A 16567-nucleotide genomic window follows, 5' to 3' on the forward strand; every position below is an offset into this window, starting at 1 on the left:
ATGGCTAACGGCAAGCCGCCGGTTGAACCGGCCGGAACCGCAGCTGCGGGTTCCACCGTCCAGGGTGCCCTGTGGGGCGGCCGCTTTGCAGGCGGTCCCGCCGACGCCCTCGCGGCGCTGAGCAAGTCCACCCACTTCGACTGGCGGCTTGCCGGCTATGACATTGCCGGTTCCCGGGCGCACGCCCGCGTGCTGCATACGGCCGGTCTGCTGGATGACGCGGAGCTGGACGGCATGCTCGCAGCCCTGGACGAGCTCGACGCCGATGTCCGCTCGGGTGCCTACGCCCCGGCGGAGTCCGATGAGGATGTCCACGGTTCTCTGGAACGCGGCCTGATTGAGCGTGCCGGTCCGGCGCTGGGCGGCAAGCTGCGCGCCGGCCGGTCCCGCAACGACCAGATCGCCACGCTGGGACGCATGTACCTGCGCGACCACGCCCGCATCATTGCCGCCGGTGTCCTGGCGACGGTTGATGCCCTGGTGGAGCAGTCCGAAAAGCATCTGGGGGTGGCCATGCCCGGCCGCACCCACCTGCAGCACGCCCAGCCGGTGCTGCTCAGCCACCACCTGCTGGCCCATGCCTGGGCGCTGCTGCGCGATGTGCAGCGGCTCATGGACTGGGACAAGCGGGCCGCGGTGTCCCCGTACGGTTCCGGTGCCCTGGCCGGTTCCTCGCTGGGCCTGGATCCCAACGCGGTTGCCGCCGAACTCGGGTTTGAGTCCGCCGTCTGGAACTCCATTGACGGCACCGCCTCGCGCGATGTCTATGCGGAGTTCTCCTGGGTGGCGGCCATGATCGGCGTTGACCTGTCCCGGATCAGCGAGGAAATCATCATCTGGGCCACCAAGGAGTTCTCCTTTGTGACCCTGGATGATGCCTTCTCCACCGGGTCCTCCATCATGCCGCAGAAGAAAAACCCCGATGTGGCCGAGCTGGCCCGCGGCAAGGCAGGCCGCCTGATCGGTGACCTGACCGGACTGCTGGCCACGCTCAAGGGACTGCCGCTGGCGTACAACCGGGACCTGCAGGAAGACAAGGAGCCGGTGTTCGACGCCGCAGACACCCTGGAAGTCCTGCTTCCGGCGGTCTCCGGAATGATCGCCACGCTGACGTTCAACACTGAACGCATGCAGTCCCTGGCACCGCAGGGTTTTGCCCTCGCCACGGATATTGCCGAGTGGCTGGTCCGCCAGGGGGTTCCGTTCCGCGAGGCGCATGAGCTCTCGGGTTCGGCAGTAAAGCTGGCCGAGGGCCGCGGCGCCGAGCTGTGGGACCTGACGGATGAGGACTACGCCGGCATTTCCGAGCACCTCACCCCGGAGGTCCGGACGGTGCTGAGCACCGAAGGTTCGCTGGCCAGCCGCAGCGCGCAGGGCGGCACCGCCCGGTCCGCCGTGGAGCAGCAGCTTGCCGCGCTGAAAAACGAGCTGCAGACGGCCCGCAGCTACACGGCCTAGCCCAGCTGCGCGGGGTTACGGCCCGGGGCTCAGCCTGGCTGTCGCCGGCGGCGTCGGCTGGGCAGTATCCCCAACCGGTGCCGGCACTGCCCCTGCGGAGATTTCCGCAGGGGCAGTGCCGTGTTCGGACGTGGTCCACCCGTTCCGCCGCCGGAGTTTCCACGAGCGGTCATTTGGGTGTGGTTGCGGAGGTTTCAGGCCTGCCTTTTCATGTCCCGCCGCTACCCTTGGCCCATGAGCGACTCCTTCCGGCAAATGCTGCGCGCCCTGCCCGACTTCCCGAACGACCTGCCCGCCTTCGACCCGGCCTCGGCGCCGTCCGATCCGGCCGAGCTGTTCCGTTCCTGGTTGGACCAAGCCCTCGACCTCGGAGTCCGGCAGCCGCACGCCTTCTCCCTGGCGACGGCAGATGCGGGCGGAAACATCTCCTCGAGGATGCTCATCCTGAAAGGGCTCGACGGCGACGGCTGGCACTTCGCCACCTCCCGCACCTCCCGCAAAGGCCTGGAACTGTCGGAGAACCCGCGGGCCGCCATGAATTTCTACTGGTCGGAAATGGGGCGCCAGATCCGGGTCAGCGGCGCCGTCGTGCAGCTGTCCGAGGCTGCCTCGGCGCGGGACTGGGCGGAGCGTCCGTCCGCCGACGGCAGCGCAAACCCCGAATGGCAGCTCTATGCCGTTCAGCCTCGGGAGATCGAATTCTGGCAGGCAGACCCCGGCCGCCGGCACATCCGGCACCGCTACGAGCTGTAGCCGCGGCGGCAGCCACCGACACCGGTCAACCGCGGGTTGCACGCTGCCCTGTTTCCCGGGGACTTCCGCCTAGTGTGGGTCCATGACTGGTCTCCCCGAATCTTCCCGCCCCGGTTCTTCCCCCGCCTCTTCCGCCCCGAAGCCGGCACCCCGCCCCTCGCCGCCGCAGCTCATGGCCGGCATGGAAGCGGCCGCGGCAGCCCTGCAGGAGCACATAAAAAACCTTTCGGACGACGACGTCCGTGCTCCCTCCCGGCTCCCGGACTGGACGCGCGGCCATGTGCTGGCCCATGTGGCCGGCGTCGCCGACGGCATGGCCCGCCAGCTGGAGTACGCTGCCCGCGGAGAAACGGTAGAGCTCTACGACGGCGGTGCCAATGGCCGGAACCGGGCCATAGAAGAAGGCGCGGTCCGCAGTGCCGACAGGCACCGCCAGGAACTGAACGACTCGCTGGAACGTGTGCTCGCGGCCTTCCGCGGGCTGCAGCCAGCGGACTGGAACGCCCCCATTTCCTACCGCAGCGGCGTGGTCCGGGACGGCGGCCTGGCAATGTGGCGTGAGCTGGTGATTCACCTGACCGACCTGGACGTCGGGGTCGACGCCGACACCTGGTCGCCGCAGTTCTGCGAGCACCTGTTCGGGTTCCTTGCTGCCCGCGTGCCGGCGGGAGTCCGGCTGAGGCTGCAGCCTCTCGCGCTGCCTCCGCGGGTCCTGGGCAGTTCCGCCCCGGGAGAGCCGGCCTCCACAACTATTTCGGTGAACGGCATGGCAACGGACATCGCTGCCTGGCTGGCCGGACGTACTCCCAGCCTCGGCAGCCTCCGCGCGGAAGCCGCCGCCGACGGCGTGGAACTTCCGACGCTCCTTCCCTGGCCCTCGGCGCTGCCGGCCAAGTAGCGAGAGGACCGCCTCGGCGGCGCAACGGCCCGGAAGCCTTACGGACCGTTCGCGCCGGACGCTACGCTGGAACAAGTCCAACCCGGCTGCTCCCGGACAGGAGGACATCCCATGTCGGCACGCTTCAGCGCGGCACCGGTCCCCGAGGGCCGCATTGAGAAACTCACGGACGGATACTGCGTCGCGTTCGACCGTCAGCTCGACTATCCGACGGCGCACATCTGGGACATCCTGACCAACCCCGTCAAAGTCTCGCGCTGGCTGGGACAGGTGAGGCCCGGCTGGCAGCTGGGCAAGGAATACACGCTGGACATGGAGGGCGGCAGCAACTCCGGAACCGTCCTGCAGCTTGAACCGCGTTCCAGCCTGCAGATCACCTGGGAAGACGAGCTGGGGCTGGAATCAGTCCTGGAATGGCAGGTGCTGGAAAGCGGCGGGGGAGCCCTGCTGCAGTTCCGCTCCCGGACCGACAGCCCTGATTTCCTCGCTGAAGGCAGTGCGGGGTGGCAGGGCATTTTGCACTCGTTTGCCAACGTGGCAGCAGGGCGGGACCCGGACCCGGACAGCACGGCGGACTGGCTGGCGCTGCGTGACGCCTACGCGAGGGACTTCAATGTGTCGCCGAGCATGGGGGTTGTGTCGGGCACGGGAGCCGACGCCGAGTTGGTCTTCGAGCGCTGGTACCGAGCTCCCGGCGAGGACGTGGAAGCCGCGCTCGACGCCGTCGGCCGGAGCCGGGGCATTGGCGGTGACGCGCAGCTGGCGATGGCTGCGCACGGCGAAGAAACCCGGATGGTCATCCGTGAACCCGTCCCGGAAAGCCCGGACGAGGCCGCCGGACTGCTGGCAACCTGGCATGCCGCGCTCGATTCCGTGTGCGACCGGCTCGACGGCAACACTCCGCACCCCAACTCGCACCGGCTTGCAGCGCTGCAGCGTTTCTACCGCTCCATGCTGTAGGCGCGCGTGCGCAGAACCCCGCCCCCGCACCAATTCCTCGGCGCGGGCCCGGTCTTGCTACGGTCGAAGACATGGAAGAGACAGGCGCACGATCACGGCTTGCAGTGCCGGCCACCGAGGCGGCCCGCCTCCTGCTGGGGTCCACCCTGACGCACGACGGCGGCGGGGAGCCGGTAACCGTCCGCGTCACCGAAGTGGAGGCCTACATGGGAGACGTGGACCCCGGATCACATGCCTTCCGCGGACGCACCGTCCGCAACAACACCATGTTCGGTCCGGCCGGGCACTTGTACGTGTACTTCACCTACGGAATGCACTACTGCGCCAACGTGGTCTGCGGCGAGGACGGGCAGGCCACCGGGCTCCTGCTGCGGGCGGGGGAAATCATCAACGGCCGCGAAACCGCCAGGGAACGCCGCGGCAACCCGCGCACCGACCTGGACCTGGCCCGCGGCCCGGCCCGGCTGGCACAGGCGCTGGGCATCAACCGTGCCCTGGACGGCGCCGACGTGTTCGCCGCCCCGCTGCGGCTGGAGCTGCCTGCCGCCCCGGTGCCGGAGCAGCTGGTCTCCACCGGCCCCAGGGTGGGCGTGAGCGGGCCGGGCGGCAGTATCGAATATCCCTGGCGGTTCTGGCTCACCGGGGATCCCACCGTTTCCAAGTACCGCCCCGCACAGCCGCGGCGCCGGACCGCCGCAGGAGCGACGGCGCTCCGGCCCTGAACGCACAACGGCGTTCGGGATGAGTGCCATCCCGAACGCCGCCCGTGAAGCAAGCTGTCAGGAGCGCGGAAGCGGAGCCTGTGCTGAAATGAGCTTGTTTTCCAGCAGCTCGTCCCAGAAGGCACCCGGGATTTCAGCCTTCATGGCGGCAATATCCTCCGCGACGCGTTCGGGCCGGCTGGAGCCAGGGATGACCGCAGCCACAGCGGGGTGGGCGGTGGAGAACTGCAGGGCAGCGGCCTTGAGGCTCACCCCGTGCCGGGAGGCGATGGAGGTCAGTTCAGCGATCCGTGCCTTGACCTGCGGGGGGATTTCGGCGTAGTCGAAGTAATCGCCGCCCAGCAGTGCGCCGGAGTTGAACGGTCCGCCGACCACGATGCCCACGCCCTTCTCCAGCGCAGCGGGCATCATGCGCTGCAGGGCACGCTCGTGCTGCAGCAGCGTGTACTGCGTGGCGGAGAGGCTCATGGTCGGAGCAGCCTCGTCCATGTCCATCGCCAGCTCGATGGGCTCGGTGGTGTTGACGCCGAGGCCCCACCCGTTGATGACGCCCTCGTCCTGCAGCCGGGCGAGGACCCGGAACGCGCCGGTCCTTGCCTCGTCGAACTTGCTGACCCATTCATCCCCGAGGAAATCCCGGGACGTGTCATGGATGAACACAAAGTCCAGCCGGTCCGTCTTCAGCCTGTTTAGGCTCTGCTCGATGGACCGCAGGGTCGCATCCGCGGTGTAATCCGTGGCGATCTTGTTCGAACGCCCATGGTTGAAGAGGCCGGAGCCTTTCTCCTCCTCTTCATCCAGAATCAGCCGCCCTACTTTGGTGCTCAGCGCATACTCATCGCGGTTGTACTGCGAGAGGACCTCGCCCAAGCGTGATTCCGCCAGGCCGGCTCCGTAGAAGGGCGCGGTGTCGAAGTAGCGGATGCCTGCGTTCCAGGCGGCCTCCACCGTTGCCAGCGCTTCCTCCTGGGGAATGTCGCGGAACATGTTTCCCAGCGGGGCCGTGCCGAATCCAATCTTGTTCTGAAGCACTTCGTGCAGGTTAGCCATATGTGTTGCAATCCTTGACTGTTGGTGCCGTTAGTTCCAGTGCCCTGTCCAAAGGGCACGCAACATGCCAACCGGCGCCTGCGGCCCCTTTATTCCTCCAGCCTTTCCTCCAGCCGGTTGCCCCGCTCGGCTCCACGGCCCGCCCGGAGCCGGTCCCGTGTGTGCCCCGCCCGCCGTCCGGGGGACGGCGGGCGGCGAGACAAGTGCCACAGGTGTCCGCACAGCTCGGGCCGGAGCGGATGCAGCCGGTAAGGTGGATGGGTGAAAGAAACGCCCGCGGATGCCGCACAGAACACTGAGTCAATAGCCGACACCATCGAACGCCTCGGAGCGGTTGTGCCGGACTACCCCAAGCCCGGCGTCGTCTTCCGGGACCTGACCCCCGTTTTTGCCGACGGACCGGCCTTCCGGGGTGTCGTGGACTCCCTGCTGGCCGAGTACGAAGGACGCTTTGACTACGTCGCGGGCATCGAGGCCCGCGGATTCCTCCTGGCGGCAGCCGCCGCTTATGCCGCCGGCAAGGGCGTCCTGACCGTCCGCAAGCCCGGCAAGCTGCCGCGCGAGGTGTTCTCGGAAAGCTACTCGATGGAATACAACGAGAACACGCTCGAGGTTCACCAGGACGATTTCCCCGCCGGCTCGCGGATCCTCATTCTCGACGACGTTCTCGCCACCGGCGGAACGCTCGGCGCCACGGCCCGCCTCATCGAGAAGGCCGGCGGAATTGTTGCCGGTTTCGGCGTCGTGCTCGAACTGCGCGACCTCGGCGGCCGCCGGGCACTGGACGGCTACTCCGTCCATGCCCTGACCACTTACTAAACACACTCCAGTACATGGCCGGGCGCCCCCGCAGGGCGCCCGGCTGTCGCGCACTTACGGTGCATCATGACCATCCCGGCAAGGGTCGGTTTCACCCGGCTAGCTCAATGCGTGGAAAAAGTCCAAATGCACGCTAAACTTGACGGTCTGCCTTTGCGAGAGGGAACGCGAACATGCCTGAAACGTCTTCTGCCCACCACGAGCTGGAACATGAGCGACACTATGTCGCCGGTTTGTACCAGCGACTCGATGAACTCCGCGAGGAAAAGCGCGAACAGCTGGCCCAGGTGCGGCGCAGCCACTCGGCCGGTTCACACCAGAACCGCTCCGAGCGCGACGCCTTTGCCACCATGTACGAGGACCGCCTGGCACAGCTGAATGCGGTGGATGACCGGCTCGTTTTCGGCCGGCTGGACCTCGACGACGGGGAGGAACGCTACATCGGCCGCATCGGCCTCTCCACGGAGGACCTTCAGCGGCTGATGGTCGACTGGCGGGCGCCCGAAGCGGGCACCTTCTACCAGGCCACCGCATTTGAGCGCCAGGGCGTGCGCCGCCGCCGCCACCTGATCCTCAAGGGCCGGAACGTGCAGGCCATCGAAGACGATGTGCTGGACTACACCATGCTCGAAGAGGAGGAGGCGCTGCAGGGCGAAGGCGCGCTGCTGGCAGCCCTGAATTCCAAGCGCACCGGGCAGATGTCCGACATTGTGGGCACCATTCAGGCCGAGCAGGACCGCATTATCCGTGCACCGCTGGCCGGCACCCTGGTGGTCCAGGGCGGCCCGGGCACGGGCAAGACCGCCGTCGCGCTCCACCGTGCCGCCTACCTGCTGTACACCCACCGCGAACGGCTGAAGTCGGCCGGCGTCCTGCTGGTGGGCCCCTCCAACGCCTTTATCCGTTACATCGAACGCGTGCTGCCCTCCCTGGGTGAGACCGGCGTCGTCATGTCCAGCCTCGGCCAGCTGATGCCGGGCATCAGTGCCGTGCCGGAAGAGAACGCCCACGTCGCCGAGATCAAGGGCCGGATCGGTATGGCGCAGGTGGTCGCCAACGCCGTCGCCAACCGCCAGCGCCTGGTGCTCGAACCGCGGCGGCTGAACGTCGAGGGAACCATCCTCACGCTGACGCCCAAAATGGTGCAGCGGGCGCGCGACAAGGCCCGCGCCACCGGTAAGCCGCACAACGAGGCGCGCGTGACGTTCGTCAAGATCCTGCTGCGCGAGCTCACCGAGCAGCTGACCGAGCAGCTGGAGGAATCAGCCGGCGCCGGCAACAGCACCGACCGCGCCTACCTGGCCGAAGACGTACGCAGCTCCCGCGATGTGCGCGTGGCCCTGAACCTGTGCTGGATGCCGATGACCCCGGAGAAACTGCTCTCCGAACTGTTCAGCAAGCCCGGCCACCTCGAGGCCGCTGCTCCCGGACTGAGCCCGGAGGAGCTTCGCCTGCTGCGCCGCAGCCCGGACGCGCCGTGGACCGAATCGGACATCCCGCTGCTGGACGAGGCCGCCGAGCTGCTGGGGGAGCTTGACGCCTCCGCCGGACGCGACCATGCCCTGCGCGAGGAACAGCGCAAGCGGGACCTGGCCAACGCCGAGCGCGCCATCGAGAACACTGAAGGGTTCCTCGAGGACTCCGGCGCCCACGGCATCCTGTCCGCCGAGGACCTCGCGGACCACAACACGGTGGGGGAGGCGCGCCTGACCGCAGCCGACCGCGCCGCCGTCGACCGCACCTGGGCGTTCGGGCACATCGTGGTGGACGAGGCGCAGGAACTTTCAGCGATGCAGTGGCGCCTGCTGATGCGCCGCTGCCCGCTGAAGTCCTTCACCGTCGTCGGGGACATCGCCCAGACCAGTTCCGCCGCCGGCGCCACTTCCTGGCAGCAGGCGCTGACCCCGTTCGTGGGGGACCGCTGGACGCTCGAAGAGCTGACCGTGAACTACCGCACCCCGGCGCAGATCGCCGAGGCGGCAGTACGGATGGCCAACGCTGCCGGGCTGGTCGTCTCCGCACCCAAGGCAGTCCGCGAAGGCCGCTGGGCGCCGTTCATTGACCAGGTGCCGGAGGGCGGGCTGGTAACACGCCTCATGGAGGTCCTGCCCGAGGATTTGGAAGCGCTGGAAGGCGGCCTGCTGGCCATCATTGCCGAGGAACACCACCTCGACGCCGTGCGCCGCGCAGTTGGCGCCGAGTACGGCCGGCGGCTGGGCACCGGTGCCGGCGGGATGGAACAGGACATAGTGGTGACGTCACCTCGGGAGGCCAAGGGCCTGGAGTTCGACGGCGTCGTCATTCTGGAACCTGAAGAGCTGCTGACCGCTGCGGCCGGGAAGGTCGGGGACCTGTACGTGGCGATGACCCGCCCGACGCAGCGGCTGCGTCTTATTGCCGCCGGCCCGATCCCCGCTGGCATTGTTGACGAAGAAGCCTGATATTTTGGAAACCGTGACTACTGAAACCCCAGCGGGCCTGCGCGCCCAGAAGAACGATCCGACTTTCGACAACATTTGGCAGGAACTGAAGTGGCGTGGACTGGTCCACGTATCCACTGACGAGGCCGAACTGGAGAAACTGCTCGCCGGGGATTCGATCACCTACTATTGCGGCTTCGATCCGACGGCGCCGAGCCTGCACCTGGGCAACCTGGTGCAGCTGCTGACCATGCGCCGGCTGCAGCTGGCCGGGCACCGCCCGCTGGCACTGGTGGGCGGCTCCACCGGCCTGGTGGGGGACCCGCGCCCGACGGCGGAACGCACCATGAACACCAAGGAAACCGTCTCGGAATGGGTCGGTTACCTGCAGGGACAGGTGCAGCGCTTCCTCAGCTTCGAGGGGGACAACGCCGCGCAGATGGTCAACAACCTTGACTGGACTGCACCCATGAGCGTCCTGGATTTCCTGCGGGACGTGGGCAAGCACTTCCGGGTGGGCACCATGATCAAGAAGGAGATTGTCTCCTCCCGGCTGAACTCCGACGAAGGCATTTCCTACGCCGAGTTCAGCTACCAGGTGCTCCAGGGCATGGACTACCTCGAGCTGTTCCGCAACTACAACTGCGTGCTGGAAACCGGCGGCTCCGACCAGTGGGGTAACCTCACGGCCGGCACCGAACTGGTGCGCAAGGTGGAGGGCAAGAGCGTCCACGCCATGGGCACGCCGCTGATCACCAATTCCGACGGCACCAAGTTCGGCAAGAGTGAGGGCAACGCCATCTGGCTGGACGGCAGCATGACCAGCCCGTACGCGATGTACCAGTTCTGGCTGAACACCCCCGACGCCGACGTCGTGGACCGGCTCAAGGTCTTCACCTTCCTGACGAAGGCGGAAATCGAAGAGCTGGCACGCTCCGTAGCGGAGGAGCCGCACAAGCGGGCGGCCCAGCGCCGGCTCGCGTACGACGTCACTTCGCTGATCCATGGATCAGAGGCAACAGACAAGGTGATCGCGGCTTCCGCGGCACTCTTCGGCCAGGGCGAACTCGAGGGCCTGGATGAAGACACCCTGACTGCGGCCACCGCCGAGCTCCCGCGGGTGGTTGTGGACGGCAGCAGCCTGGGCATCGTTGACCTGCTGGTGGCTTCCGGGCTTTCGGCGAGCAACTCCGCTGCGCGGCGGACCGTTGCCGAAGGCGGCGCCTACGTTAACAACCGCAAGGTCACGGATGCTGAGGCAGTGATCGGCGGCGGCGAGCTGCTGCACGGCCGGTACCTGCTGCTGCGCCGCGGGAAGCGGACTCTTGCAACCGTGGAAGTCTCCGCCGTATAGTTTTAACGGCCCGTTTGAAGGCTGGTTTCCCCTCCACCGGTTCCGGAATCTTCGGAACCTGGGGGCGGGGAGCCGGCTTTCTCCGTTCCGGGAGCATCCTTCGAAAGGAGATCCGCGGAAGGGCCGCCGGGAGGCCGGTGCAGCGTGCAGGAGGTCACACTGCGGGGGTTTGCGCCGACCGCCGAGGATGTGTAAAGTTGAGTGAGTTGCCCCGGTGAGCGCCTGACAGACACTGCGAAGTGTATCTGCAAGTGAGACTCCCGGAACCGGCAGCAAAACCCCACCACACAGCAACGGACAAGATCCGGACGCTTCGTGACGGGTTCAGCCGGACAAAACAACGCAGGACGGGAATTATCCCGAATTGCTAAAACAGTCCGGATGAAATAGAATAAAGAAACACTGCAGCGAAGAGAAGAGAAAAGAAAAACAAAACATTGTTTTTCCGAGTATTTCGGATGCATCTGTTGTTTGAGAACTCAATAGTGTGCCAAGTTTATTGATACCAATTATTTTAATTGGTTGAACTGGTTCTTCCGCCCACCCCGTGGGCGCGGAGGACTTTTTTAGCTGGTTTCGAATTTAGTGCAGGACCGTGCAGCCAATTTTCCTTGGCTCCGGCCCTGTGTCTGTAACACATTTACGGAGAGTTTGATCCTGGCTCAGGATGAACGCTGGCGGCGTGCTTAACACATGCAAGTCGAACGATGACTTTTGTGCTTGCACAAAATGATTAGTGGCGAACGGGTGAGTAACACGTGAGTAACCTGCCCTTAACTTCGGGATAAGCCTGGGAAACCGGGTCTAATACCGGATACGACGGACCACCGCATGGCGGTCCGTGGAAAGCTTGATGCGGTTTTGGATGGACTCGCGGCCTATCAGCTAGTTGGTTGGGGTAATGGCCCACCAAGGCGACGACGGGTAGCCGGCCTGAGAGGGTGACCGGCCACACTGGGACTGAGACACGGCCCAGACTCCTACGGGAGGCAGCAGTGGGGAATATTGCACAATGGGCGAAAGCCTGATGCAGCGACGCCGCGTGAGGGACGAAGGCCTTCGGGTTGTAAACCTCTTTCAGCAGGGAAGAAGCGAAAGTGACGGTACCTGCAGAAGAAGCGCCGGCTAACTACGTGCCAGCAGCCGCGGTAATACGTAGGGCGCAAGCGTTATCCGGAATTATTGGGCGTAAAGAGCTCGTAGGCGGTTTGTCGCGTCTGCTGTGAAAGCCCGGGGCTCAACCCCGGGTCTGCAGTGGGTACGGGCAGACTAGAGTGCAGTAGGGGAGACTGGAATTCCTGGTGTAGCGGTGAAATGCGCAGATATCAGGAGGAACACCGATGGCGAAGGCAGGTCTCTGGGCTGTAACTGACGCTGAGGAGCGAAAGCATGGGGAGCGAACAGGATTAGATACCCTGGTAGTCCATGCCGTAAACGTTGGGCACTAGGTGTGGGGGACATTCCACGTTTTCCGCGCCGTAGCTAACGCATTAAGTGCCCCGCCTGGGGAGTACGGCCGCAAGGCTAAAACTCAAAGGAATTGACGGGGGCCCGCACAAGCGGCGGAGCATGCGGATTAATTCGATGCAACGCGAAGAACCTTACCAAGGCTTGACATGAACCGGAAAGGCCTGGAAACAGGTCCCCCACTTGTGGCCGGTTTACAGGTGGTGCATGGTTGTCGTCAGCTCGTGTCGTGAGATGTTGGGTTAAGTCCCGCAACGAGCGCAACCCTCGTTCTATGTTGCCAGCGCGTTATGGCGGGGACTCATAGGAGACTGCCGGGGTCAACTCGGAGGAAGGTGGGGACGACGTCAAATCATCATGCCCCTTATGTCTTGGGCTTCACGCATGCTACAATGGCCGGTACAAAGGGTTGCGATACTGTGAGGTGGAGCTAATCCCAAAAAGCCGGTCTCAGTTCGGATTGAGGTCTGCAACTCGACCTCATGAAGTTGGAGTCGCTAGTAATCGCAGATCAGCAACGCTGCGGTGAATACGTTCCCGGGCCTTGTACACACCGCCCGTCAAGTCACGAAAGTTGGTAACACCCGAAGCCGGTGGCCTAACCCCCTTGTGGGGAGGGAGCCGTCGAAGGTGGGACCGGCGATTGGGACTAAGTCGTAACAAGGTAGCCGTACCGGAAGGTGCGGCTGGATCACCTCCTTTCTAAGGAGCACCTCAAGGTTGCGTGTCCTTCCACTGTGTGGGATGCGTGCTTTGCAGGAGATGCCCATATCGAAGGCGTTTGTTCTTCGGTGGGTGCTCAAGGGTGGAATATCAATAGGCAGGTGCCCGGCGTTGAGCCCGGCAGCATGAGTACGCCGTTTCTTCCCCGCTTGCGGGGGTGGACCGGTTGGAAAGGGTTGCCGGTGTTTCGAGTACCGGGTTTTACCGTTTGGCACACTGTTGGGTCCTGAGACAACAGGACCGTATGAACTGACAATCGTTATGGTTGGAAGTGGCACGGGTTCGTGTTGTTTCTGGTTGTTCCTGCGCAGACCTAAGGCTTTCACGGTGAATACGTGGGGGGTGCGGGGTGTGACGGGGTTGTTGTTTGAGAACTACATAGTGGACGCGAGCATCTTAAAATTATTAAGTGCAATTTCAGATAAACCTGGTGGATCCGGGTGCTCTTCGGGGTGCCTGGTGAGATCGTGGTTTTCTCGATAGCGATAATATTTATTGATCTTTGTGGTCAAGTTTTTAAGGGCACACGGTGGATGCCTTGGCATCAGGAGCCGAAGAAGGACGTAGGAATCTGCGATAAGCCTGGGGGAGTTGATAACCGAGCGTTGATCCCAGGATGTCCGAATGGGGAAACCCCGCCCGGCGCGCGAGTGACCGGGTGACCCGCATCTGAACACATAGGGTGCGTGGAGGGAACGTGGGGAAGTGAAACATCTCAGTACCCACAGGAAGAGAAAACAACAGTGATTCCGTTAGTAGTGGCGAGCGAACGCGGAAGAGGCTAAACCAGTGGTGTGTGATAGCCGGCGGGCGTTGCATCACTGGGGTTGCGGGACTTTCCGTACCAGTTCTGCCGGATTGGTGAAGTGAGTGCAGGTGCATAGGTGAACCGGTTTGAAAGCCGGGCCGTAGAGGGTGTTAGCCCCGTAACCGGAATGTATGCTGCCGCTTGGAGAGGATCCCAAGTAGCACGGGGCCCGAGAAATCCCGTGCGAATCTGCCAGGACCACCTGGTAAGCCTAAATACTCCCTGATGACCGATAGCGGACAAGTACCGTGAGGGAAAGGTGAAAAGTACCCCGGGAGGGGAGTGAAACAGTACCTGAAACCGTGTGCCTACAATCCGTTGGAGCAGGGCGATGCCACTTGTGGTGTTGTGCTTGTGACAGCGTGCCTTTTGAAGAATGAGCCTGCGAGTTAGTGTTACGTCGCGAGGTTAACCCGTGAGGGGAAGCCGTAGCGAAAGCGAGTCTGAACAGGGCGATGCAGTGGCGTGATCTAGACCCGAAGCGGAGTGATCTACCCATGGCCAGGTTGAAGCGCGTGTAAGAGCGCGTGGAGGACCGAACCCACTTCAGTTGAAAATGGAGGGGATGAGCTGTGGGTAGGGGTGAAAGGCCAATCAAACTCCGTGATAGCTGGTTCTCCCCGAAATGCATTTAGGTGCAGCGTTGCGTGTTTCTTACCGGAGGTAGAGCTACTGGATGGCTAATGGGCCCTACAAGGTTACTGACGTCAGCCAAACTCCGAATGCCGGTAAGTGAGAGCGCAGCAGTGAGACTGTGGGGGATAAGCTTCATAGTCGAGAGGGAAACAGCCCAGACCACCAACTAAGGCCCCTAAGCGTGTGCTAAGTGGGAAAGGATGTGGAGTTGCGAAGACAACCAGGAGGTTGGCTTAGAAGCAGCCATCCTTGAAAGAGTGCGTAATAGCTCACTGGTCAAGTGATTCCGCGCCGACAATGTAGCGGGGCTCAAGTACACCGCCGAAGTTGTGGCATTCAAATATTAGCCAAGCGGATGGTTTATCCATTTTCGTTCAAGCGTTTGGATGGGTAGGGGAGCGTCGTGTGGGCAGTGAAGTCGCGGTGTAAACCAGCGGTGGAGCCTACACGAGTGAGAATGCAGGCATGAGTAGCGAAAGACGGGTGAGAAACCCGTCCGCCGAATGATCAAGGGTTCCAGGGTCAAGCTAATCTGCCCTGGGTAAGTCGGGACCTAAGGCGAGGCCGACAGGCGTAGTCGATGGACAACGGGTTGATATTCCCGTACCGGCGAAAAACCGCCAATACTGAACGGGGGACACTAACCGCCCGATACCTGACCGGCCGCCCTTGTGGCGACCCGGTTTTTGGTGGAGCGCGGGACCTGATCCCGGGAGGTAAGCGTATTAACAGGTGTGACGCAGGAAGGTAGCCGGGCCGGGCGATGGTTGTCCTGGTCTAAGGATGTAGGGTCAGCGATAGGTAAATCCGTTGCTGTGTCTTTGATGACGATCCTGAGATCTGACGGGACCCACTTTGGTGGGAATCCGGTGATCCTATGCTGCCTAGAAAAGCATCGGCGCGAGGTTTTAGCCGCCCGTACCCCAAACCGACACAGGTGATCAGGTAGAGAATACTAAGGCGATCGAGAGAATTATGGTTAAGGAACTCGGCAAAATGCCCCCGTAACTTCGGGAGAAGGGGGGCCCCAACCTTGATGGACACTTAGCTGTCCGGAGGGGATCGGGGCCGCAGAGACCAGGGGGAAGCGACTGTTTACTAAAAACACAGGTCCGTGCGAAGTCGCAAGACGATGTATACGGACTGACTCCTGCCCGGTGCTGGAAGGTTAAGAGGACCGGTTAGCCCTTGCGGGCGAAGCTGGGAATTTAAGCCCCAGTAAACGGCGGTGGTAACTATAACCATCCTAAGGTAGCGAAATTCCTTGTCGGGTAAGTTCCGACCTGCACGAATGGAGTAACGACTTCCCCGCTGTCTCAACCATAAACTCGGCGAAATTGCAGTACGAGTAAAGATGCTCGTTACGCGCAGCAGGACGGAAAGACCCCGAGACCTTTACTATAGTTTGGTATTGATATTCGGTGTGGCTTGTGTAGGATAGGTGGGAGACTGTGAGACCCGGACGCCAGTTCGGGTGGAGTCATCGTTGAAATACCACTCTGGTCATACTGGATATCTAACTTCGGCCCGTAATCCGGGTCAGGGACAGTGCCTGATGGGTAGTTTAACTGGGGCGGTTGCCTCCTAAAGAGTAACGGAGGCGCCCAAAGGTTCCCTCAGCCTGGTTGGCAATCAGGTGGCGAGTGTAAGTGCACAAGGGAGCTTGACTGTGAGAGAGACATCTCGAGCAGGGACGAAAGTCGGGACTAGTGATCCGGCGGTACATTGTGGAATGGCCGTCGCTCAACGGATAAAAGGTACCTCGGGGATAACAGGCTGATCTTGCCCAAGAGTCCATATCGACGGCATGGTTTGGCACCTCGATGTCGGCTCGTCGCATCCTGGGGCTGGAGTAGGTCCCAAGGGTTGGGCTGTTCGCCCATTAAAGCGGTACGCGAGCTGGGTTTAGAACGTCGTGAGACAGTTCGGTCCCTATCCGCTGCGCGCGCAGGAAATTTGAGAAGGGCTGTCCTTAGTACGAGAGGACCGGGACGGACGAACCTCTGGTGTGTCAGTTGTACTGCCAAGTGCACCGCTGATTAGCTACGTTCGGATGGGATAACCGCTGAAAGCATCTAAGCGGGAAGCCCGCTTCGAGATGAGATTTCCATACACCTTGTGTGTGAGAGGCCCCCAGCCAGACCACTGGGTTGATAGGCCGGATGTGGAAGCGGGGACTAAAGACCCGTGAAGCTGACCGGTACTAATAGGCCGATAACTTACACCACACCACAATCTGGGAGGACACGACTTCAAACGGTCCTCCAAAGTATAAAGGGTTGTGTTAGATCATGTGCTGCTTGCGTCCACTATGTGGTTCCCGGATAACAAACCCGTGTGGTTTGTCACTCCTGGAACCGGCACCATCGCTCTCTTAACAGGGGGCGGGTGCCGTAGAATGAAGAATGTATTCACCTATGGGGAATGCATGCCTGACTGTTCGGCCTTTAGGGGTTGGTGGTTGGGGTGTGTTTCTTGTTGTGACCATTGTTTTCCCCT

Annotated in this window: 9 protein-coding genes and 2 rRNA genes; 10 read left to right on the forward strand and 1 reads right to left on the reverse strand. The window is 62.9% G+C overall.

Translation table 11 applies throughout. The features are described from left to right. The 5 genes from argH (at position 1) to M1D40_RS06045 (ending at position 4791) form a co-directional block, all read left to right on the forward strand. The gene (argH, locus tag M1D40_RS06025; protein WP_461170540.1) at positions 1-1458 is read left to right on the forward strand and encodes an argininosuccinate lyase; all 1458 of its coding nucleotides are present in this window, start codon (positions 1-3) and stop codon (positions 1456-1458) included. A 234-nt stretch (positions 1459-1692) separates the two neighbouring features. Beyond that, positions 1693-2211, forward strand: a complete 519-nt coding sequence (locus M1D40_RS06030; protein ID WP_461170541.1) for a pyridoxine/pyridoxamine 5'-phosphate oxidase — start codon at positions 1693-1695, stop codon at positions 2209-2211. A 172-nt stretch (positions 2212-2383) separates the two neighbouring features. Beyond that, complete coding sequence (locus M1D40_RS06035) at positions 2384-3109, forward strand: maleylpyruvate isomerase family mycothiol-dependent enzyme (RefSeq protein WP_461171014.1); 726 nt, start codon at positions 2384-2386, stop codon at positions 3107-3109. Between the two features lie 111 nt (positions 3110-3220). Next, positions 3221-4069, forward strand: a complete 849-nt coding sequence (locus M1D40_RS06040; RefSeq protein ID WP_461170542.1) for an SRPBCC domain-containing protein — start codon at positions 3221-3223, stop codon at positions 4067-4069. A gap of 71 nt (positions 4070-4140) precedes the next feature. Then, a complete protein-coding gene (locus tag M1D40_RS06045; protein WP_461170543.1) occupies positions 4141-4791 on the forward strand; it encodes a DNA-3-methyladenine glycosylase in 651 nt (216 codons plus the stop codon). Between the two features lie 57 nt (positions 4792-4848). Here the strand turns inward: M1D40_RS06045 and M1D40_RS06050 are convergent, their stop codons facing one another. Next, positions 4849-5841 (reverse strand): aldo/keto reductase, encoded by a 993-nt coding sequence (locus tag M1D40_RS06050; protein WP_461170544.1) that lies wholly within the window; start codon positions 5839-5841, stop codon positions 4849-4851. A 261-nt stretch (positions 5842-6102) separates the two neighbouring features. On the opposite strand from M1D40_RS06050, the gene M1D40_RS06055 reads away from it, so the two are divergent. The 5 genes from M1D40_RS06055 to M1D40_RS06075 all read left to right on the forward strand — a co-directional run bounded on the left by M1D40_RS06055 (position 6103) and on the right by M1D40_RS06075 (position 16296). Beyond that, positions 6103-6660: an adenine phosphoribosyltransferase gene (locus M1D40_RS06055; RefSeq protein ID WP_445818953.1), complete on the forward strand. Its 558-nt coding sequence runs from the start codon at positions 6103-6105 to the stop codon at positions 6658-6660. Positions 6661-6833: 173 nt separating this feature from the next. Continuing rightward, positions 6834-9101 carry a HelD family protein gene (locus M1D40_RS06060; protein WP_461170545.1) on the forward strand — a complete coding sequence of 756 codons (2268 nt, stop codon included), beginning with the start codon at positions 6834-6836 and terminating at the stop codon, positions 9099-9101. 13 nt (positions 9102-9114) lie between these two features. Next, positions 9115-10434 carry a tyrosine--tRNA ligase gene (gene tyrS, locus M1D40_RS06065; protein WP_461170546.1) on the forward strand — a complete coding sequence of 440 codons (1320 nt, stop codon included), beginning with the start codon at positions 9115-9117 and terminating at the stop codon, positions 10432-10434. Positions 10435-11073: 639 nt separating this feature from the next. Beyond that, positions 11074-12603 (forward strand): 16S ribosomal RNA (locus M1D40_RS06070). A gap of 527 nt (positions 12604-13130) precedes the next feature. Then, positions 13131-16296 (forward strand): 23S ribosomal RNA (locus M1D40_RS06075). Together the 16S and 23S rRNA genes form the textbook arrangement of a ribosomal RNA operon. The last annotated feature ends 271 nt before the right edge of the window (positions 16297-16567 follow it).

Source organism: Arthrobacter sp. Z1-15 (assembly GCF_054792395.1).

Coding starts and splice junctions, on each gene's coding strand:
- argH (WP_461170540.1), top strand. CDS start 1: ATGGCTAACGGCAAGCCGCCGGTTGAACCGGCCGGAACCGCAGCTGCG.
- M1D40_RS06030 (WP_461170541.1), top strand. CDS start 1,693: ATGAGCGACTCCTTCCGGCAAATGCTGCGCGCCCTGCCCGACTTCCCG.
- M1D40_RS06035 (WP_461171014.1), top strand. CDS start 2,384: ATGGCCGGCATGGAAGCGGCCGCGGCAGCCCTGCAGGAGCACATAAAA.
- M1D40_RS06040 (WP_461170542.1), top strand. CDS start 3,221: ATGTCGGCACGCTTCAGCGCGGCACCGGTCCCCGAGGGCCGCATTGAG.
- M1D40_RS06045 (WP_461170543.1), top strand. CDS start 4,141: ATGGAAGAGACAGGCGCACGATCACGGCTTGCAGTGCCGGCCACCGAG.
- M1D40_RS06050 (WP_461170544.1), bottom strand. CDS start 5,841: ATGGCTAACCTGCACGAAGTGCTTCAGAACAAGATTGGATTCGGCACG.
- M1D40_RS06060 (WP_461170545.1), top strand. CDS start 6,834: ATGCCTGAAACGTCTTCTGCCCACCACGAGCTGGAACATGAGCGACAC.